The following is a 19,149-nucleotide window of genomic DNA, read 5'->3' as shown; positions in this document are numbered from 1 at the left end:
AGGGCTTGACGACCAGTGCTTGACGTCAACTTCTTCGACGAGCTCCGCATCGGCCTGGCCACCGCCGACGACATCCGCCAGTGGTCGCACGGCGAGGTCAAGAAGCCGGAGACCATCAACTACCGCACCCTGAAGCCCGAAAAGGACGGACTCTTCTGCGAGAAGATCTTCGGTCCGACCCGGGACTGGGAGTGCTACTGCGGTAAGTACAAGCGCGTCCGCTTCAAGGGCATCATCTGTGAGCGCTGCGGCGTCGAGGTGACCCGCGCCAAGGTGCGCCGTGAGCGGATGGGCCACATCGAGCTGGCCGCCCCGGTCACCCACATCTGGTACTTCAAGGGTGTCCCGTCCCGCCTGGGCTACCTGCTCGACCTGGCGCCGAAGGACCTCGAGAAGGTCATCTACTTCGCCGCCTACATGATCACCTGGGTGGACGACGAGCGTCGCCAGCGCGACCTCCCGTCCCTGGAGGCGCACGTCTCGGTCGAGCGCCAGCAGATCGAGAACCGCCGCGACTCCGACCTCGAAGCCCGCGCCAAGAAGGCCGAGACCGACCTGGCCGAGCTGGAGGCCGAGGGCGCCAAGGCCGACGTGCGCCGCAAGGTGCGCGAGGGTGCCGAGCGCGAGATGAAGCAGCTGCGCGACCGCGCGCAGCGCGAGCTCGACCGCCTCGACGAGGTGTGGGCCCGCTTCAAGAACCTCAAGGTCCAGGACCTGGAGGGCGACGAGCTGCTCTACCGCGAGCTGCGCGACCGCTTCGGCACCTACTTCTCCGGCTCGATGGGCGCGGCGGCCCTCAAGGACCGCCTCGAGACCTTCGACCTGGCGGAGGAGTCCGAGCGCCTGCGCGAGATCATCCGCACCGGCAAGGGCCAGAAGAAGACCCGTGCGCTGAAGCGCCTCAAGGTCGTCTCCGCGTTCCTGCAGACCACCAACAAGCCCAACGGCATGGTGCTGGACTGCGTCCCGGTCATCCCGCCGGACCTGCGTCCGATGGTGCAGCTGGACGGTGGCCGCTTCGCGACCTCCGACCTGAACGACCTGTACCGCCGCGTGATCAACCGCAACAACCGCCTGAAGCGCCTTCTCGACCTCGGTGCCCCCGAGATCATCGTGAACAACGAGAAGCGCATGCTCCAGGAGGCCGTCGACGCGCTGTTCGACAACGGCCGTCGTGGTCGCCCGGTCACGGGCCCCGGCAACCGCCCGCTGAAGTCCCTCAGCGACATGCTGAAGGGCAAGCAGGGTCGTTTCCGTCAGAACCTGCTCGGCAAGCGAGTCGACTACTCGGCCCGTTCGGTCATCGTCGTCGGCCCGCAGCTCAAGCTGCACCAGTGCGGTCTGCCCAAGGCCATGGCGCTGGAGCTCTTCAAGCCGTTCGTGATGAAGCGCCTGGTGGACCTGAACCACGCGCAGAACATCAAGTCGGCCAAGCGCATGGTCGAGCGTGCCCGCCCGGTCGTGTGGGACGTCCTCGAAGAGGTCATCGCCGAGCACCCGGTGCTGCTGAACCGCGCGCCCACCCTGCACCGCCTCGGCATCCAGGCCTTCGAGCCCCAGCTGGTCGAGGGCAAGGCCATCCAGATCCACCCGCTCGTCTGCACCGCGTTCAACGCGGACTTCGACGGTGACCAGATGGCCGTCCACCTGCCGCTCTCCGCGGAGGCGCAGGCCGAGGCCCGCATCCTGATGCTGTCCTCGAACAACATCCTGAAGCCGGCCGACGGTCGCCCCGTCACCATGCCGACCCAGGACATGGTGCTGGGTCTGTTCTTCCTGACCTCGGACCGCGACAACGTCAAGGGCGCCGGCCGCTCCTTCTCCTCGACCGCCGAGGCCGTCATGGCCTTCGACGCCAAGGAGCTGGACGTCCAGGCCGTCATCGACATCCGCCTGCCGATCGGCACCGTCCCGCCCCGTGGCTGGACCCCGCCGGTCGACGAGGACGGTCAGTCGAACTGGTTCGAGGGCGAGTCCTTCCGCCTGAAGACCACCCTGGGCCGCGCGCTCTTCAACGAGCTGCTGCCCGAGGACTACCCGTTCGTCGACTACGAGGTGGGCAAGAAGCAGCTCTCCGCGATCGTCAACGACCTGGCGGAGCGCTACCCCAAGGTCGTCGTCGCGGCGACCCTGGACAACCTGAAGGCGGCCGGCTTCCACTGGGCCACCCGCTCGGGTGTCACGGTCTCGATCTCCGACGTCGTCGTCCCGCCGAGCAAGCCCCAGATCCTCGAGGGCTACGAGGCGAAGGCGGAGAAGGTCCAGCGTCAGTACGAGCGCGGCCTGATCACCAACGACGAGCGCAAGCAGGAGCTCATCGGCATCTGGACCCAGGCGACCAACGAGGTCGCCGAGGCCATGAACGCGAACTTCCCGAAGACGAACCCCATCTTCATGATGGTCGACTCGGGTGCTCGTGGAAACATGATGCAGATGCGTCAGATCGCCGGTATGCGTGGTCTGGTGTCCAACGCCAAGAACGAGACGATCCCGCGTCCCATCAAGGCGTCGTTCCGTGAGGGCCTCACCGTTCTCGAGTACTTCATCTCGACCCACGGTGCCCGTAAGGGTCTGGCCGACACCGCGCTGCGTACCGCCGACTCCGGCTACCTCACCCGTCGTCTGGTCGACGTCTCCCAGGACGTCATCATCCGCGAGGAGGACTGCGGCACCGAGCGCGGCCTCAAGCTGGCGATCGGCACGGTCGAGAACGGCGTCCTGCGCAAGACGGACGACGTCGAGACCAGCGTCTACGCCCGCATGCTGGCCGAGGACATCACGGTGGACGGCAAGCTCCTCGCCACCGCCAACACCGACCTCGGTGACGTGCTGATCGACGAGCTGATCCGCCACGGCATCAGCGAGGTCAAGACCCGCTCGATCCTGACCTGTGAGTCGGCCGTCGGCACCTGTGCCTTCTGCTACGGCCGCTCGCTGGCCACCGGCAAGCTGGTCGACATCGGTGAGGCGGTCGGCATCATCGCCGCCCAGTCCATCGGTGAGCCCGGTACCCAGCTGACCATGCGTACCTTCCACACCGGTGGTGTGGCCGGTGACGACATCACGCAGGGTCTGCCCCGTGTCGTCGAGCTCTTCGAGGCCCGTACCCCCAAGGGTGTGGCCCCGATCTCGGAGGCGCAGGGCCGGGTCCGCATCGAGGACACCGAGAAGACCCGCAAGCTGGTCGTCACGCCGGACGACGGCACCGACGAGATCGCCTACCCGGTCTCGAAGCGTGTGAAGCTGCTCGTCAGCGAGGGCGAGGCGGTCGAGGTCGGCCAGAAGCTGACCATGGGTGCCACCAACCCGCACGACGTGCTGCGGATCATGGGCCAGCGTGCCGTCCAGATCCACCTGGTCGCCGAGGTCCAGAAGGTCTACAACTCGCAGGGCGTGTCGATCCACGACAAGCACATCGAGATCATCATCCGGCAGATGCTGCGCCGCGTGACGATCATCGAGTCGGGCGACGCCGAGCTGCTCCCGGGCGAGCTCGTCGAGCGCGGCCGCTTCGAGACCGAGAACCGTCGTGTGGTCTCCGAGGGCGGTCACCCCGCCTCCGGCCGTCCGCAGCTGATGGGTATCACCAAGGCCTCGCTGGCCACCGAGTCCTGGCTGTCGGCCGCCTCCTTCCAGGAGACGACCCGGGTCCTCACCGACGCGGCGATCCACGCCAAGTCGGACCCGCTGCTGGGCCTCAAGGAGAACGTCATCCTCGGTAAGCTCATCCCGGCCGGTACGGGTCTGCCCCGCTACCGCAACATCCGGGTCGAGCCGACCGAGGAGGCCAAGGCCGCGATGTACTCGGCCGTCGGCTACGACGACTACGACCTGTCGCCCTTCGGCGCCGGCTCCGGCCAGGCGGTGCCGCTGGACGACTACGACTACGGCCCCTACACCGGCTGAGTCGACGGTCCCTGAACCGCCGGGCGGTCACCCCTCACGGGGGTGGCCGCCCGGCGGCGTTTCCCGGGGTCTTCCGGGGGCCTTCCCGGGGGCCGGCGGGGTCGGAGAGGACGCGGCGGGGGCTCCGCACCGGCTCCGCGGGGCCGTTGGCGGGGGCGAATATCAAACCGATTAGGTTCCCCGGACGAAGTCGCGTAGAGTCGTGTTTACCGACGCGGGGTGGAGCAGCTCGGTAGCTCGCTGGGCTCATAACCCAGAGGTCGCAGGTTCAAATCCTGTCCCCGCTACACAGTGAAGGGCCCGGAGGCATTCAGCCTCCGGGCCCTTCGGCGTTCCCGGGTCGCCCGCCTCCCTCGCGCGGGGGAGCCGGGGGAACCGCTCGGGAGGGCGAGGCGCCGGCCGGGGGCGGCGGGAGAGGCTGGGCGGCGTCGGAACGACGGACGTGGAGGGGAGCCGGCGATGAAGCGGGTACTGGGTGCGATGGCGGTCACCGGGGCGGTGCTGGCCGGGGTGTCGGGCTGTCTGCGGGCCGACGAGCAGCGGCGGGACGTCGGCTACGGCGTGGACGGGCCGGTGCGGGAGCTGGTGGTCGAGGGGCGCACCGGCGGGGTCACGATCCGCGGCGGCGGGGAGGCGGTGCGGGTCACCGAGCACCAGAACTACCGGGGCGCGGCGCCGACGAGCAGCCACGAGGTCCGGGACGGCACCCTGACGCTGCGCTACGACTGCGACAACTGCGGGGTCGGTTACGAGGTGGACGTGCCGGCCGGCACCCGGGTGCGGGTCGGCACGGAGACCGGCGGGGTGCGGCTGACCGGGCTGGCCGCCGAGGTGGAGGTGAAGGCCGGCACCGGTGGTGTGGAGGCGAGCGGGCTGACCTCGCCGGTGGTGCGGCTGAGCACCGGGACGGGCGGGATCGAGGCCTCCTTCGCGGGGAGCCCGACCACCGTGGAGGCCCGGGCGCGGACGGGCGGGGTCCGGGTCCGGGTGCCGGCGGGGCAGGCGTACGCGGTGGACGCGAGCGCCGGGACGGGCGACGTCTCGGTGGAGGTGCCCCGCGCGGCGGGGGCGGCGCGCAGCATCACGGCGCGGGCCGAGACCGGCGGCGTGACGGTCGGCGGTGCCTGACGGGCCGGTGCCCACGGTGCTGCCGGTAGGGCATGATCTTCTCCGCGGGGGCGGGGTCCCCGGGTACGGGGGGTACGTGGACGAGGACCGGTTCGTGCCGGGGCGGGCCTGGCGGGCGCGGTTCGCCGGGGTGAGCCCCTACGTGCTGGACACCCTGCTGGCCGTCGGATCGGCCGGGGTCTCGTTCTGGGCGGTGTACCACGACGACGTCACCCGGCCCTGGTGGGTCTATCTGCTGGCGCTCGGCACCGCGCTTCCGCTGCCCTGGCGGCGGCGGGCCCCGCTCGCCGTGATGGCCGTCAGCGGCGGGGTGTCGGCGGTGCTCTCGGTGGTGGCGCACCCGGTGATGCCGCAGCTGCCGCTGTACGCGGTGATCACCGTGTACACGGTGGCCGAGCGCGCGCCGGACCGGCAGCGCTGGGCGGTGCTGGCCGTGGTGGTGGCGGCCAACGTGGTGGGGACCCACTCGCTCAACGGCATGCTGTTCTCGCTGCTGACCTCGGTCGGTGCCTTCGTCTTCGGCTCGCTGGTGCGCGAACTGCGCCGGCTGGCGCAGGTGGAGGCGGAGCGGGCCCGGGAGGCCGGCCGGCGGGCGGCCAGCGACGCGGCGCGCGCGGTGGCGCAGGAGCGCGGCCGGATCGCCCGGGAGATGCACGACATCCTGGCGCACGCCGTGTCGCTGATGGTGATCCAGGCGGAGGCCGGCCCGCTGGTGGTGCACAAGGACCCGGAGCGGGCGATCAGGACCTTCGACACCATCGCCGACTCCGGCCGGGACGCCATGGTGCAGCTGCGGCGGGTGCTCGGGGTGCTGAAGGAGGACGGCGCGGCTCCGGAGCTGGCGCCGCAGCCGCGGCTGGCCGAGCTCGCGGGCCTGGTCGAGCGGGTCCGCGGGGCGGGACTGCGGGTGGAGCTGGAGCTGGACCCGGAAGGCTCGCCGGGCCCGCTGCCCGCGGACGTGGAGGCGGCCGCCTACCGGATCGTGCAGGAGGCGCTGACCAACACGGTCAAGCACGCCGGGGCGGACCGGGCGGCCGTGCGGGTGGTCCGCTCGGGCGGGGTGCTGGAGGTCGTGGTGTCCGACAACGGGCGCGGGGTGCGCCGGCCGGCGGACCGTGCGGCGGACTGGTCCGGCGGGCGCGGGCTGGTCGGCATCCGGGAGCGGGCCGCGGCCTGCGGCGGGCGGGCCGAGGCCGGGCCGGGACCGGAGGGGAACGGCTTCCTGGTGAGTGCCAGGCTGCCGCTGGGCGAGGGTGCGTCGAGGGAGAGGGTGGGCCGGTGAAGCCGATCCGGGTGGTCGTCGCGGACGACCAGGAGCTGGTGCGGGCCGGGTTCGGGATGATCCTGGACGCACAGCCGGACATCGAGGTGGTCGCGGAGGCGCGCGACGGCGCCGAGGCGGTCGAGGCGGTACGCGAGCACGGCCCGGACGTCCTGCTGCTGGACGTCCGGATGCCGGTGATGGACGGCCTGGAGGCGGCCCGCCGGGTCTGCGCGGACCACCCGGAGACCAAGGTGATCATGCTGACCACCTTCGACATCGACGACTACGTCTTCGACGCGCTCTACGCCGGGGCGAGCGGGTTCCTGCTCAAGGACGTCCGCCGGGACGACCTGGCGCACGGCGTGCGGATGGTGGCCTCGGGCGAGGCGCTGCTGGCGCCGTCGGTGACCCGCCGGCTGATCGGCGAGTTCGCCGCCCGCCGGCCGGGCGGGGCCAGGCCGCCCGCGCAGGGCGTCCGGGCGCCGTCCCGGCTGCTGGAGCAGCTGACCCTGCGGGAGCGGGAGACGCTGCGGCTGCTGGCCCGGGGGCTCTCCAACGCGGAGATCGCCGCCGAGCTGGTGGTCAGCGAGCACACCGTGAAGACGCACGTCAGCAATGTGCTGAGCAAGCTGGGGCTGCGGGACCGGGTGCACGCGGTGGTGTTCGCGTACGAGGCGGGAGCGGTCGTCGCGGGGGAGGGCTGACGGCGCCCCGGCCCGGGGGAGTCCCCCGCGCGGGGGAGCCGGCGGGATCGCCGGTGCGGGTGATCCGCGACGAGGGGCCCGGCGGCCAGCATCCGGAGTGTCGGAATCGCACTCGCGGAGCGGAGAACACCCATGACCGTCACCAGGCTCGACCGCCTCACCCCGATCGCCGCCGTCGGCGCCCCCGTCCTGATGGCGCTGTACGGCGGTGTCCGGCTGCTGGAGGGCTCACGGGAGCCCGGCCCCGGCTGGACGGTGGGCCACGCCCTGATGCTGGCGGGGCTGCTGCTGTTCGGTCCGCTGCTCGCCGCGCTGCGCGGGCTGCTCGCACCGCGCCGTCCGGCCGGCCGGATCGCCGCGAACGCGGCCACGGCGGTGGCCTTCGCGGGACTGGCGGCCTCGGTGGTCCAGATCGGGATCGACCTGTACGTGGGGGCGGTCGCCGTGGACAAGTCCGACCAGCACCGGCTGTTCGACGGCATCCAGAGCAGGCCGGGCGTGCTGCCGGCCTTCTACTCGGTCGGTCCGCTGCTGTTCTACGTCGGCCTGCTGGCGCTGCTGGTCGCCGCCTCGGCCGGGGCGACCCGGGCGCTGCGGTGGTGGAGCCCGGTGCTGGTGCTGGTCGGGACGGCGCTGACGGCCGCCGACCTGGCGCTGATCCCGCCGGCCGCCGCGCTCTACCTGGCGGCGCTGGCACCGCTGGCGGGGTTCGGCGGGGTGCGCCGCCCGGTCGCGGCCTGAGCGGGCGGGCCGTTCGCACGGGGGTGGGGCGGCCGGCCCGTCGTGCCCGGGGAATTCCGGTGGCGGCGCGCGGCGGCGGGCCCGTAACGTCCCGGGCATGACCGCCAAGCGCCCGCTGATCGCCGTTCTCACCGGCGCCGGCGTCTCCACCGACTCCGGCATCCCCGACTACCGCGGCCCGAACGGCCTCTGGCAGCGCGATCCGCGGGCCCAGGAACTCGTCACCATCGGCCCCTACCTGGCCGATCCGGACGTCCGCCGTCGGGCCTGGCTGCTGCGCCGGGACACCGGCGCACTGGCCGCCGAGCCGAACGCCGGCCACCTCGCGCTGGTCGAGCTGGAGCGCAGCGGTCTGCCGGTGCGGGTGCTCACCCAGAACGTGGACGGCCTGCACCAGCGGGCCGGGCTGCCCGCCCGCAAGGTGCTCGAACTGCACGGCACCGCGCGGGAGGTGGAGTGCGTGCGCTGCCACGTCGTCGGCCCGACGGCCGAGGCGCTGGAACGCGTCGCCGCCGGTGAGCCGGACCCGGCCTGCCGGGCGTGCGGCGGGGTGCTCAAGCCCCGCACGGTGATGTTCGGCGAGGCACTGGACCCGGTGGTGCTCCAGCGGGCCGACGCCGTGGCCCGGGCCTGCGACCTGTTCGTCGCCGTCGGGACCAGCCTCCAGGTGTACCCGGTGGCCGCCCTCCCGCAGATCGCGCTGGAGTCCGGTGCCCGGCTGGTCGTCGTCAACGGCGAGCCCACGCCGTTCGACGAGGCGGCGGACGAGGTGATCCGGGAGCCGATCTCCACCGCGCTCCCCGCCCTGGTCCGCCGGCTGGTGGCCGAGCAGGCCTAGTGGACCGGACCGGCCGCCTGCGTACGATGATCACCCCGGCTCCCCCTCACGGCCAGGAGTGATCGACCGATGACGACGACGGCGAAGTTCGACCCCTGGTCGGCGGCGTTCGTGGCCCACCCCTACGACGCGTACACCGAGCTGCGCGAGCACGCCCCGGTGACGTACTACGAGCCGACCGGACAGTGGCTGGTGTCCCGCCACGAGGACGTCAGCGCGCTGCTGCGGGACCGGCGGCTGGGGCGGACGTACACCCACCGCTTCACCCACGAGGAGTTCGGCCGGCCCGCGCCCGACCCGGCGCACGAGCCGTTCCACACCCTCAACGACCACGGGCTGCTCGACCTGGAGGCGCCGGACCACACCCGGATCCGGCGGCTGGTCTCCAAGGCCTTCACCCCGCGCATGGTCGAGGGGCTGCGCCCGACCGTCCGGCGGCTCGCCGCGGAGCTCGTGGACGGGCTGCTCGCGGCCGGCGGCGGCGACCTGGTCGCCGCCGTCGCCGAGCCGCTGCCGGTCGCGGTGATCGCCGAGATGCTGGGCGTACCGGAGGGCGACCGGCACCTGCTGCGGCCGTGGTCGGCCGACATCACCGGCATGTTCGAGCTCAACCCGACCGAGGAGGCCGCCCGCCGGGCCGTCACCGCGAGCACCGAGTTCTCGGACTACCTGCGCGCCCTGATCCGCGAGCGCCGGACCGAGCCCGGCGGCGACCTGATCAGCGCGCTGATCCAGGCCCAGGAGGGCGCCGACGCGCTCAGCGAGCAGGAGATGGTCTCCACCTGCGTGCTGCTGCTGAACGCCGGCCACGAGGCGACCGTCAACACCACCGGCAACGGCTGGTGGGCGCTGTTCCGCAACCCCGGTGAACTCGCCCGGCTGCGCGGCTCGGTGGACGAGCTGCTCCCCACCGCGGTCGAGGAACTGATGCGCTGGGACACCCCGCTCCAGATGTTCGAACGCTGGGTGCTGGAGGACATCGAGGTCCGCGGCGTCACCGTCCCGCGCGGCTCCGAGGTCGCGCTGCTCTTCGGCTCCGCCAACCGGGACCCGGCCCGGTTCGCCGACCCGGACCGGCTCGACCTCGGCCGTGCCGACAACCCGCACGTCACCTTCGGCGCCGGAATCCACTTCTGTCTCGGCGCCCCGCTCGCCAGACTGGAGCTCACCGAGTCCTACGGCGCACTGCTGCGCCGGGCGCCCGGCCTGCGGCTGGTCCGCGAGCCGCGGTGGCGCCCGGGCTACGTGATCCGGGGGCTGGAGGAACTGCTGGTCGAGATCTGAGGGGGAGCCGTGGACAAGGCGACCGGAACACTGCTGGGCCTGGCGCTCGGCGACGCCCTGGGGCGGATGACCGAATTCCGCACGATCGAGCTGATCGCCGCCCACGACCCCGACTGGCGCCGACTGCCACTGCCGAAGAAGGCCCTGGTCACCGACGACACCCAGATGACGCTCGCCCTGGGACGCGCCCTGCGCACCGCCCTGGAGCTCGGCCCGCTCGGCCCGCCGCGGTTGGAGCGGCCGCTGCGCGAGGAGTTCGTCGACTGGTGGCACTCGCCCGAGAACAACCGCGCGCCGGGGATGACCTGCCTGCGCTCCTGCCAGCGGCTCAGCGACGGCCGCCGCTGGCAGGAGGCGAGCGACCTCGGCTCCAAGGGCTGCGGCGCCAACATGCGGGTCGCGCCGATCGGCCTGGTCAGGGAGCTGACGCCGCGCCAGCTCTCCGGCGCCGCCCAACTGCAGTCCGCGCTGACCCACGGCCACCCGACCGCGCTCGCGGCCAGTGACCTCACCGCCTACGCGGTCCGCAGGCTCGCCGACGGCCTGGCGCCGGCCGCCCTGACCGCCGAGCTGCGCGCGTACGCGCGGGTTGCCCGCACCCGGTACGACGAGTGCTGGCTCGGCGACCTCGCGGCGCACGCCCAGGACCCCTCGCCCGAGCACTTCGCCGCCCGCGGCTGGGACGAGTGCCTCGGCGTCCTCGACCGGCTGGACGCGGCGCTCGCCGAGCCCGACGTCGAGGCGGACCCGTGCCTGGCCACCGGCGAGGGCTGGATCGCCGAGGAGGCGCTCGCCACCGGCCTGCTCTGCTTCCTGCTCCTGCCCGACGACCCGGTGGCCGCCGTGCGCCGGGCCGCCTACTCCTCCGGCGACTCCGACTCCCTCGCCTGCCTGACCGGCGCCTTCGCCGGCGCGCACCTGGGCGCGTCGGCCTGGCCGGCGGACTGGGTCGAGCGGATCGAGCACCGGGACGAGCTGCTCGCGCTCGGCGCGCTCTGGGACTGACCCCGGCCCCGGGGGCGAGGGAGCCGGTCGGGCGGGGGAACCGGTCCGGCGGGCGCCGCGTCGAACCGCCATGACGAGTCGCACGCGCAGCACCCGCAGTCGCACCCGCCGCCGCCCGGCGGCCCCGCTCCTCGCCCCGGTCCTCGTCGCCGCGCTCGCCGCACCGCTGCTCACCGGCTGCGGCAGCACCGGCGTCGCGGACCAGGTCGTCCGGGCCCCCGCACCCACCTCCGCCCCGCCGACCGACCCGGCTCAGGTCGCGGCGACCGCCGCCGCCACCAACGCCTTCGGCCTGGACCTGCTGCACACCCTCACCGCCACGCCCGACGGGACCGGCCGCAACCTCGTGCTCTCGCCGTCCGGCCTGGCCACCGTGCTCGCCATGGTGCTGCCCGGTGCCCGCGGCGCCACCGCCGACGAGCTCGCCAAGGCCCTGCACACCGGGCTCACCCCGCAGCAGTACGCCCTCGCCACCGGCGGCCTGAACCGGACCGGCCCGCCCACCGACGGCCTGACCCTGCGCCAGGCGGACGACCTCTGGGTCCAGCAGGGCTTCCCGCTCGACCAGGGCTACCTGGCCACCCTCGCCGCCGCCTTCGGCACCGGCGTGCACACCGCCGACTTCCGCAAGGATCCGGAGAGCGCCCGCAGGACCGTCAACGCGACGGTGGAGAAGGCGACCGAGGGCCGGATCAAGGACCTCTTCGCCGAGCGGACGATCAACCAGGACACCCGCCTGGCGCTCACCGACGCGCTCTACCTGAAGGCGAGGTGGGCCACCCCGTTCAAGGCCTCGCAGACCTCCGACCGGCCGTTCCACCGGCCGGACGGCTCGACCCCGTCCGTCGCCACGATGGCCCGGACCGGCACCCTGCGCTACGCCGACGGCTCCGGCGGGATCCTCGGCCAGCCTTGGCAGGCCGTCGAACTGCCCTACGCGGACGGCGGGATGGCGATGGACCTGCTGGTGCCCGCCCAGGGCGGGTTCGAGGCCTTCCGCAAGGGCCTGGACCAGGCCCAGCTCACGATGATCCTCGACTCGCTCACCGAGCGCTCGGTCGACCTCACCCTGCCGCGCTTCCACTTCGAGACCGCCAACGAGCTGACGCCGACCCTGCGGGCGCTCGGGGTCGCCGCGGCCTTCGACGCCGCGGACCTCGGCGGCATCCCCGGACCGGGGACGGACGAGCGGCTGAAGGTCGGCACGGTGGTGCAGAAGGCCACCGTGCAGGTGGACGAGGACGGCACGGTGGCCGCCGCCGGAAGCGGCGTCGGGATCGAGGCGGCGGCCGGGGCGGTCCCCAAGAGGGCCGAGGAACTGCACATCGACCGGCCGTTCCTGTTCCTGATCAGGGACACCACGACCGGCCGCCCGCTCTTCCTCGGCCAGGTCACCGACCCGCAGGCCGGGTGACCGGCGCCGCCGGGGCCGTGCGGCGGCCCGCCCCGGCGGCCCGCCCGGTCACCAGGCCGGGTAGCGCCCGTCCAGGGCCGGGTGGGTCGGCTCGCGGCTGCCGAACAGCACCAGCAGGTCGTCCGCCACCCGCAGCAGCGTCTCCGTGCCCTCGACCGCCTCGGTCCAGGCCGTCGGCAGGGCTGCCGCACCGTACGCCGCGCCCACCAGGTTGCCGCAGACCGCGCCGGTGGAGTCGCTGTCCCCGGAGTGGTTCACCGACAGCAGCAGCGCGGTCCTGGCCGGGTCCGGCCCGGACGCGGCGGCCAGCAGGCAGTACACCGCGATCGCCAGGCACTCCTCGGCGATCCAGCCGAGCCCGACCCGCTCCACCGCCTCCGCCGAGGGCTCGGCCTCCTCGGCCACCCGCACCGCCCGGTGCAGCGCCAGGACGGTCTCCTTGGAGCCCGGCCAGTCCCGGGTCTGCTCGACGACCTGCCCGACCGCCGTCCACGGCTCGACCCCGTCCACCAGCCGCTCGACCAGCGACGCGAACGCGCCCGCCGCCAGGTAGCCGGTCGGGTGCCCGTGGGTGAGCTGCGCGCACTGCGCGGCCAGCCCGAAGGACTGCTCGACGCCCAGCCGGGCCAGCCCGAACGGCGCCGAGCGCATCACCGTGCCGCACCCCTTGGAGTGCGCGTTGATCGGCCCCGGCTGCCCGAACGGCGCCGGTGCCCGGAACTCCGGGTGGTACGACACCCCGCTCAGACAGGCGTTGCCCGGCGCCCGCCGCGCGTACAGGAACGGCTGCCGTAGCAGCCAGCCGTCGTACGGGCGGGGGAGCGGGCCCTGGTCCGGAGCGCCCTGCTGCTGCGTCAGCAGCCAGCGCCGGTAGGCGCCGTGGACGGCCTCCGGCACCGATCCGCCGCCGCCCGACCAGCCCCGGACGAAGCCGCGGATCAGCCCCTCGGCGGTGAACAGCGTCATCTGGGTGTCGTCGGTGACCTCGGCGATCCGGCCGCCACCGGGCAGCCCGGTCACCCCGGCCCGGCCGTACTGCTCCCGGATCTGCTGCAGCTGCTGGAACTCCACCGGCCAGCCCAGGGCGTCGCCGACGCCCCCGCCGAGCAGCGCCCCGCGTACCCGGTCGGCATACCCCGACTCCGTCACCGCCACCGTCGCTCCCCCTTGCTCCCGGGGCCCGCCCGGCCGGTCGGGCCGAGGCCGGACCGGCCGGACCGGCCCTGCCGACGTCCGTTCTATCAGGCCCGACCGCTACCGCCGGATCTCCCCGGCCCGGCCGTGCAGGGCGGCCCGGTCGGCCGCCGCCCGGCCCGCCACCCAGCCCTCGCCGTCGCTCACCCGGACCCGCTGCGAGACCAGCTTCGGGAACATCCGCCCGACCTGCTGGTCGACCGCCTCGGTCCGGGCCGCCAGCGCCGGCAGCAGCCGCTCGTCCGGCACCAGCTGCTCCTCGGTGCCGTCCTCGCGCAGGTGCCGGCCGGCCGCCGCGTCGCTGGTGGCCTGCTCGGTCGCGGCGGTCAGCCGCTCACGGATCCGCGCCGCGTACGCGACCAGGAAGGAGTGCCGGAACGCCTTGGTGCGCGAGGCGCCGTCCAGGTGCTGGCGCGAACCGGCCTTGTTCATCGCGTGCGTCGCCTGCACCAGCAGCGAGGTGTAGAGCAGCTCGACGCCGTCCAGGTCGCCGTCGAAGCCGATGATGGTGCAGAAGCCGAACTCCTTCGCCCAGACCACCCGGCACCGGTTCGCCGCCGCCACCGCGTCCAGCAGCATCGTCTTCGGGACCTCGTAGGGGTTGTCCACGCCGATCCGCAGCGCCGCCGGGGCGTCGCGGTCCTCGCCGCCGACCGCCAGCAGCGCGTCGTCGATGCTGTGCTGGGCCATCAGCTGCTGGGCCTTGGCGGTCAGCGCCTCGGCCTCCTCCGGGTACTCGGTGGACTCGGCCTTCGCCAGCAGCGCCCGGATCCGGGACAGCATCCGCGGCTCGCCCGGCACCGGGCCCGCGGCCCGCCGCTCCGTCCGGGGGGCCTGCCCGCCCCGCCCGGGAGCCGGGCCGACCGGGGCGATCGGGGGCAGCCGGCCCCAGCTGCGCAACAGCTCCAGCACGTTGGTGGCCAACGCGAACCGGTCCAGCCGGTGGCGGTCGGCGAAGGCACCCAGGTACGCCTCGTCGCCCGGCCACCACACCGCGGTCTCCAGCTCGCGCAGCTGCTCCTGCCAGCGCCGGTCGGTGGTGGCCGCCGGGTGGCGGCGGTTCTCGGCGGCGATGAGGTCCACCGCGAGGGCCAGGTGCACCGGCTTCAGCTCCCGCCGCACCACCCGGGCCAGGTCGGCCGGCCGCCAGCCCGCCGACCAGCAGCGCCCGACCGCCGTGTCCGCGTACCCGAGCAGTGCCCGGCTCACCGCCGGCCACTGGGCGGGGGAGGCGGCCAGCAGCGAGGCGCCGGTGTCCAGGGCGAGGTCCAGCCCCTCGTCCGGTGCGGTCAGCACCGCTCGCACCGCCTGCTCCAGTAGCGGTCCGGCGCTCCCGTCCGCCCCGGTCCCGCCCTGCTGCCTGCGCTTGCCCACGGTGTCGCCTGCTCTCGTCGTGCCCGTCCCGCGGTCGGGGCGGCCTCCGCCCATGATGCCGGAGCGCCCGGCCCCGACGACGGGGACCGGGCGCTCGCGGGGGTGCCCGACGGGCTGGCCGTCAGCGTTCGACGGCCTTGGCCAGGATCTCCGGGGCACGCTCCAGCAGGCGGCCGGCGGCCAGCCGGATGCCGAGGAAGGCGACCAGCGCGCCGTACAGCGAGCCGAGCGCCAGCACCGGCCAGGCCGGGCCGTCGGAGAGCAGTGCCCAGCCGAGGTAGCCGGAGACCGGCAGGCTGAGCAGCGCGGCGCCGAACATCGAGCCGAAGCTGTTGAGCATCACCAGCCCGCCCTGGCCGGGGGCGGCGTTGCGCATCGGGTTGTTGTCGGACGGCATGGTGTACGGGGCCAGCACGCTGAGCACCGCGCCGATCGCGATGCCGCAGCCGAGCAGGCCGAGCGCCAGGCCGAACGCCGGCGCCAGACCGGCCCAGTCACCGGTGACGGCGGCCAGCAGCAGCGCCAGCACCAGGGTGACCGGCACCGCGTAGGAGAGGATCGCGAACGCCCGCCCGCGCAGCTCCTCGCGGGCGTCGGCGGGGGTCAGCAGGGTCGCGGCGACCATCCAGAACGCCGAGCCGTCCATGCCGAACAGGTTGAGCATCTGCAGACCGAGGAACATCCCGGTGGCGGCCACCAGGTAGACGGTCGACCAGCCCTGGACCACCGAGAGCACGCAGATCACCACCGTCATCCCGATGCTGGTGAAGACGGCGGCCTTGGCGCGCGGCTCCCGCCAGGCGTAGCGCAGGTGGCGCTGCATCACCGCGCCGGTCCGGCCGGCGGGCAGGAAGCCCCAGCCGCGCGAGGCCTGCACGCCGCGCGCCACCTCCAGGGTGGAGGCGTCGGCGGTGACCATCAGTTGCTGCAGGCTGGCCCGCCACCAGCGCAGCAGCAGGGCCAGCACGACGGCCGTGGAGGCCAGCTGGAGCAGCGCCAGCCCGTACCGCCCCTCACCGGCGGTGCGTCCGGCGTCCGCCGCGCCGACCGGCGGCACCCAGCGCAGCACCGAGGCGATCGGTGCCAGCGGGCTGAGGTCGAGGCCGTCCTTCCCCGGCTTGCCGAAGACGCTCTGCGAACCGACGTTGGCGACCTGGATCAGCAGCGCGAAGAGCAGACCGCCGAAGATCGCGAAGTCCTTGCCGCGCCGGCTGGAGAGCAGCCGGGCGTTGCCCGCCGCGACCGCGCGGGAGAGCGCCACCAGGGTGAGCACCGTCAGCGGGACGCCGACCACCGCGGCCGCCGCCGAGGCGGCGCCGTCCGCGCCGGACAGCGCCGCGCCGGTGACCAGCACCAGGGCGACCAGCGGGCCGGGCCCGAGCAGCGCGGCCAGCGCCGAGCCGCGCAGCAGCGGGCCGGGGCGCAGCGGCAGCATGGTGAGCCGGGTCGGGTCGGCGCTCTCGTCGCTGGCGAAGAGGAACAGCGGCAGCGCGGCCCAGCTGATGGTGAGGGCGCCGACCAGCATCACGCCCGCGTCGCCGGCGCCGGCGTGCCCGTTGAGCAGGGCCAGCAGGAACGCGATCAGCGAGGCGAACAGCAGGCCGGCCACCGTGCCGACGACGTAGAGCACGGCGCGTCCGCGGCTGCGCCGCAGGCCGTTGCGGAGCAGTCGCAGCTTGAGCGACACCAGGGTGCGGACGACCACGCGCCCGTCGGGCACGGTCGCGCGGGCGGTGCGGACCCCGGTGTCGGCGCGGGTGGAGCTCACCGCTCGCCCCCGAGCCAGCCGAGGGCCTGGCCGTCGTCCTCGCGGACGCCGATCAGGTCCAGGAACGCCTCGTGCAGGCTGCGGTCGCCGCGCACGGTGTCCAGCGGGCCCTGGGCGATCACCCGGCCGGCGTTGACCACGGCGACCCAGTCGCAGAGCTGCTCGACGAGTTCCATGACATGGCTGGAGAAGATGACGGTGGAGCCGGCCGCGGCGTAGCGCTTGAGCACGCCGCGGATGGTCTGGGCGGAGACCGGGTCGACGCCCTCGAAGGGCTCGTCCAGGAAGAGCACGTCGGGGTTGTGCAGCAGCGCGGCGGCCAGGCCGATCTTCTTGCGCATCCCGGTGGAGTAGTCGGCGACCAGCTTGTCGGCGTCACCGGCGAGGTCCAGGACGGCCAGCAGCTCCTCGGCGCGGCGGTCCACCTCGGCCCCGGGCAGGCCGCGCAGCCGGCCGTTGTACTGCAGCAGTTCGCGGCCGCTGAGCCGTTCGAACATCCGCAGGCCCTCGGGCAGGATGCCGATCCGGGCCTTCGCGGCGACCGGGTCGGCCCAGACGTCGGCGCCGTGCACCAGGACGGTGCCCTGGTCGGGCCGGAGCAGGCCGGTGACCATGGAGAGCGTGGTGGTCTTGCCGGCGCCGTTCGGGCCGACCAGGCCGATGAACGCGCCGGCCGGCAGCTCCAGGCTCAGTCCGGCGACCGCCGCCTGGCTGCCGAAGTGCTTCCACAGCCCCTGGATGCTGACGGCGGCGGGGACCGGGGACGCGGGGACCGGGGACGGCGGTGCTGACGCCTGCATGGCGGCCTTCTCTGCTGGGAAACGGGTGAATGTCCAGGCCAGCCTGCCATCGCCCGGGGCGGGCTGTCGTCCGGATCGATGATCTTGGGCTGGGCTGGGCCGAACGGGTGAGTGTGAGGCGCCCCTCGGGGGCCGCCGAGGCAGGTCGCGGAAAGTGGCAACTACTCAGGCCCCCTGTTCGTCCTGCACTATGAAGGCCAGTGAGCGCGCACGGCGCGCCGGGGTGTCGGAGGTGGCGGATGGCCGTTCAACCGTGGGGCGAGCAGGGCCCCGGGTACGGAGGACGGCCGCCCCAGGTACCGGCCAAGCCGTACGCGCAGCCGCAGCCGCAGCCGTACGCCCAGTCCTACGCGCAGCCGGCGCCGATGCCGCAGTCGGCGATGCGGGCGGCCCACACCGACCGGGACCGCACCGTCGACGTGCTGAAGGCCGCGTACGCCGAGGGCCGGCTCTCCGCCGACGAGTACGGCCAGCGCTTCGACGCGGCGAGCGCCGCGCAGACGTACGGCGAGCTGGCCCGGCTGGTGGCCGATCTGCCCTCCGGCCCGATGGTGACGCCGATGCCGCCGATGACGGCGGTCGGCCAGCCGGTGCCGCAGACCTTCCTGCTGCCGCCCCCGCCGGTGCCGACCCGCCCGACCAACAGCACGGCCGTGGCGTCGATGGTGCTCGGCCTGATGGGGCTCGGGCTGCCGGCCGTGATCACCGGGCACATCGCCAAGGCCCAGATCCGGGAGCGCAACGAGGAGGGCGACACCATGGCCACGGTCGGCCTGGTCTTCGGCTACCTGGCCAGCGCCGTCTACACCCTGCTGATGCTGGCCCTGATCGCCTGATCGCCTGATCGCCTGATCGCCTGATCGCCTGACCGCCTGACCGCCTGACCGCCTGAGTGCCTGAGTGCCTGATCGCCTGACCGGCCGATCGCCCTCGCCCGCCCGGCCCCCCGGCCGGCGCCCGCCCCGGTGGCGGCGCCCGCCGGGGTGTGGTAGAGCGGCAGAAGAGCGGTTCGTCACCGGGAAGTCGTGCCCGCGACACCCCGGCGCCGCCCGGCCACCGCCGCGACCTGCGGCGTTGCATTTGTTTTGACCGAGCCCGATGCGCTAGGTACGCTCTGACCTTGTGCCTGGGGTGTCCCCGGGTCCTTGTGCGTGCATGCACACCGGCCGCCGCGCCGAGCCGGAGCGCCTCCCAGTGCTCCGCGCGTTGAGCGCCGTCGCTGTACATCAGCTCATGGGATTCCGTGTCGGAATAAGCCCAACACACCCGACCGCGTGGGTCGACCACGGGGTCGTGTGCGATGGAGACACCGCAGGTTAGTTTTACCAAGCCTTGGCACACAGAAAACGGAGAAACGGTGCCTACGATCCAGCAGCTGGTCCGAAAGGGCCGGCAGGACAAGGTCGAGAAGAACAAGACTCCCGCGCTGAAGGGCTCGCCCCAGCGTCGCGGCGTCTGCACGCGTGTGTACACGACCACCCCGAAGAAGCCGAACTCGGCGCTTCGTAAGGTCGCCCGTGTGCGCCTCACCAGCGGGATCGAGGTCACCGCTTACATCCCGGGCGAGGGCCACAACCTGCAGGAGCACTCCATCGTGCTGGTGCGCGGTGGTCGTGTGAAGGACCTTCCTGGTGTCCGCTACAAGATCATCCGCGGTTCGCTCGACACCCAGGGTGTCAAGAACCGCAAGCAGGCTCGCAGCCGCTACGGCGCCAAGAAGGAGAAGTAA

Annotated in this window: 15 protein-coding genes and 1 tRNA gene; 12 read left to right on the top strand and 4 right to left on the bottom strand. The window is 73.5% G+C overall.

Going from position 1 to position 19,149, the window contains the following annotated elements:
• The first annotated feature begins 15 nt into the window (after positions 1 to 15).
• From ACIF6L_RS01080 to ACIF6L_RS01035, 10 genes are all read left to right on the top strand, one after another.
• The gene (locus tag ACIF6L_RS01080; RefSeq protein WP_329488164.1) at positions 16 to 3,906 is read left to right on the top strand and encodes a DNA-directed RNA polymerase subunit beta'; all 3,891 of its coding nucleotides are present in this window, start codon (positions 16 to 18) and stop codon (positions 3,904 to 3,906) included.
• Between the two features lie 213 nt (positions 3,907 to 4,119).
• Positions 4,120 to 4,193, top strand: a tRNA-Met gene (locus ACIF6L_RS01075).
• Positions 4,194 to 4,365: 172 nt separating this feature from the next.
• Positions 4,366 to 5,034 carry a DUF4097 family beta strand repeat-containing protein gene (locus ACIF6L_RS01070; RefSeq protein WP_396485665.1) on the top strand — a complete coding sequence of 223 codons (669 nt, stop codon included), beginning with the start codon at positions 4,366 to 4,368 and terminating at the stop codon, positions 5,032 to 5,034.
• A 76-nt stretch (positions 5,035 to 5,110) separates the two neighbouring features.
• Positions 5,111 to 6,316 (top strand): sensor histidine kinase, encoded by a 1,206-nt coding sequence (locus ACIF6L_RS01065; RefSeq protein ID WP_396485663.1) that lies wholly within the window; start codon positions 5,111 to 5,113, stop codon positions 6,314 to 6,316.
• The gene (locus ACIF6L_RS01060) at positions 6,313 to 7,002 is read left to right on the top strand and encodes a response regulator transcription factor (RefSeq protein WP_329488160.1); all 690 of its coding nucleotides are present in this window, start codon (positions 6,313 to 6,315) and stop codon (positions 7,000 to 7,002) included. Before ACIF6L_RS01065 ends, ACIF6L_RS01060 begins: the two co-directional genes overlap by 4 nt.
• Before the next feature lie 132 nt (positions 7,003 to 7,134).
• Positions 7,135 to 7,743, top strand: coding sequence for a hypothetical protein (locus ACIF6L_RS01055; protein ID WP_396485661.1), 609 nt, complete (start codon positions 7,135 to 7,137; stop codon positions 7,741 to 7,743).
• Between the two features lie 97 nt (positions 7,744 to 7,840).
• Positions 7,841 to 8,581, top strand: coding sequence for a Sir2 family NAD-dependent protein deacetylase (locus tag ACIF6L_RS01050; RefSeq protein WP_329488158.1), 741 nt, complete (start codon positions 7,841 to 7,843; stop codon positions 8,579 to 8,581).
• Between the two features lie 69 nt (positions 8,582 to 8,650).
• Complete coding sequence (locus ACIF6L_RS01045) at positions 8,651 to 9,865, top strand: cytochrome P450 (protein WP_329488156.1); 1,215 nt, start codon at positions 8,651 to 8,653, stop codon at positions 9,863 to 9,865.
• A 66-nt stretch (positions 9,866 to 9,931) separates the two neighbouring features.
• Positions 9,932 to 10,870, top strand: coding sequence for an ADP-ribosylglycohydrolase family protein (locus tag ACIF6L_RS01040; RefSeq protein WP_396486177.1), 939 nt, complete (start codon positions 9,932 to 9,934; stop codon positions 10,868 to 10,870).
• 70 nt (positions 10,871 to 10,940) lie between these two features.
• Positions 10,941 to 12,284 carry a serpin family protein gene (locus ACIF6L_RS01035; RefSeq protein ID WP_396485658.1) on the top strand — a complete coding sequence of 448 codons (1,344 nt, stop codon included), beginning with the start codon at positions 10,941 to 10,943 and terminating at the stop codon, positions 12,282 to 12,284.
• A gap of 48 nt (positions 12,285 to 12,332) precedes the next feature.
• Here the strand turns inward: ACIF6L_RS01035 and ACIF6L_RS01030 are convergent, their stop codons facing one another.
• The 4 genes from ACIF6L_RS01030 to ACIF6L_RS01015 all read right to left on the bottom strand — a co-directional run bounded on the left by ACIF6L_RS01030 (position 12,333) and on the right by ACIF6L_RS01015 (position 17,420).
• Positions 12,333 to 13,439, bottom strand: coding sequence for an ADP-ribosylglycohydrolase family protein (locus ACIF6L_RS01030; protein ID WP_359803462.1), 1,107 nt, complete (start codon positions 13,437 to 13,439; stop codon positions 12,333 to 12,335).
• A 99-nt stretch (positions 13,440 to 13,538) separates the two neighbouring features.
• Positions 13,539 to 14,852: a DUF2786 domain-containing protein gene (locus ACIF6L_RS01025; protein ID WP_396485656.1), complete on the bottom strand. Its 1,314-nt coding sequence runs from the start codon at positions 14,850 to 14,852 to the stop codon at positions 13,539 to 13,541.
• A 121-nt stretch (positions 14,853 to 14,973) separates the two neighbouring features.
• Positions 14,974 to 16,620, bottom strand: a complete 1,647-nt coding sequence (locus ACIF6L_RS01020) for a transporter (RefSeq protein ID WP_396485654.1) — start codon at positions 16,618 to 16,620, stop codon at positions 14,974 to 14,976.
• Positions 16,617 to 17,420, bottom strand: coding sequence for an ABC transporter ATP-binding protein (locus ACIF6L_RS01015; RefSeq protein WP_329488150.1), 804 nt, complete (start codon positions 17,418 to 17,420; stop codon positions 16,617 to 16,619). The genes ACIF6L_RS01020 and ACIF6L_RS01015 overlap by 4 nt, the downstream gene beginning before the upstream one ends.
• A 239-nt stretch (positions 17,421 to 17,659) precedes the next feature.
• On the opposite strand from ACIF6L_RS01015, the gene ACIF6L_RS01010 reads away from it, so the two are divergent.
• Both ACIF6L_RS01010 and rpsL read left to right on the top strand, forming a co-directional pair.
• Complete coding sequence (locus tag ACIF6L_RS01010; RefSeq protein WP_396485652.1) at positions 17,660 to 18,256, top strand: DUF1707 and DUF4190 domain-containing protein; 597 nt, start codon at positions 17,660 to 17,662, stop codon at positions 18,254 to 18,256.
• A 521-nt stretch (positions 18,257 to 18,777) separates the two neighbouring features.
• Positions 18,778 to 19,149, top strand: coding sequence for a 30S ribosomal protein S12 (gene rpsL, locus ACIF6L_RS01005; RefSeq protein ID WP_014144289.1), 372 nt, complete (start codon positions 18,778 to 18,780; stop codon positions 19,147 to 19,149).

It is taken from the genome of Kitasatospora sp. NPDC086009, assembly GCF_044540385.1.
In the GTDB taxonomy this organism is placed as follows: domain Bacteria; phylum Actinomycetota; class Actinomycetes; order Streptomycetales; family Streptomycetaceae; genus Kitasatospora.
Note: the sequence above shows the minus strand (reverse complement) of the source record. Positions and strands in the feature narration are given on the sequence as shown.

Coding starts and splice junctions, on each gene's coding strand:
- ACIF6L_RS01040 (WP_396486177.1), top strand. CDS start 9,932: ATGACCGAATTCCGCACGATCGAGCTGATCGCCGCCCACGACCCCGAC.
- ACIF6L_RS01070 (WP_396485665.1), top strand. CDS start 4,366: ATGAAGCGGGTACTGGGTGCGATGGCGGTCACCGGGGCGGTGCTGGCC.
- ACIF6L_RS01055 (WP_396485661.1), top strand. CDS start 7,135: ATGACCGTCACCAGGCTCGACCGCCTCACCCCGATCGCCGCCGTCGGC.
- ACIF6L_RS01045 (WP_329488156.1), top strand. CDS start 8,651: ATGACGACGACGGCGAAGTTCGACCCCTGGTCGGCGGCGTTCGTGGCC.
- ACIF6L_RS01035 (WP_396485658.1), top strand. CDS start 10,941: ATGACGAGTCGCACGCGCAGCACCCGCAGTCGCACCCGCCGCCGCCCG.
- ACIF6L_RS01010 (WP_396485652.1), top strand. CDS start 17,660: ATGGCCGTTCAACCGTGGGGCGAGCAGGGCCCCGGGTACGGAGGACGG.
- ACIF6L_RS01015 (WP_329488150.1), bottom strand. CDS start 17,420: ATGCAGGCGTCAGCACCGCCGTCCCCGGTCCCCGCGTCCCCGGTCCCC.
- ACIF6L_RS01050 (WP_329488158.1), top strand. CDS start 7,841: ATGACCGCCAAGCGCCCGCTGATCGCCGTTCTCACCGGCGCCGGCGTC.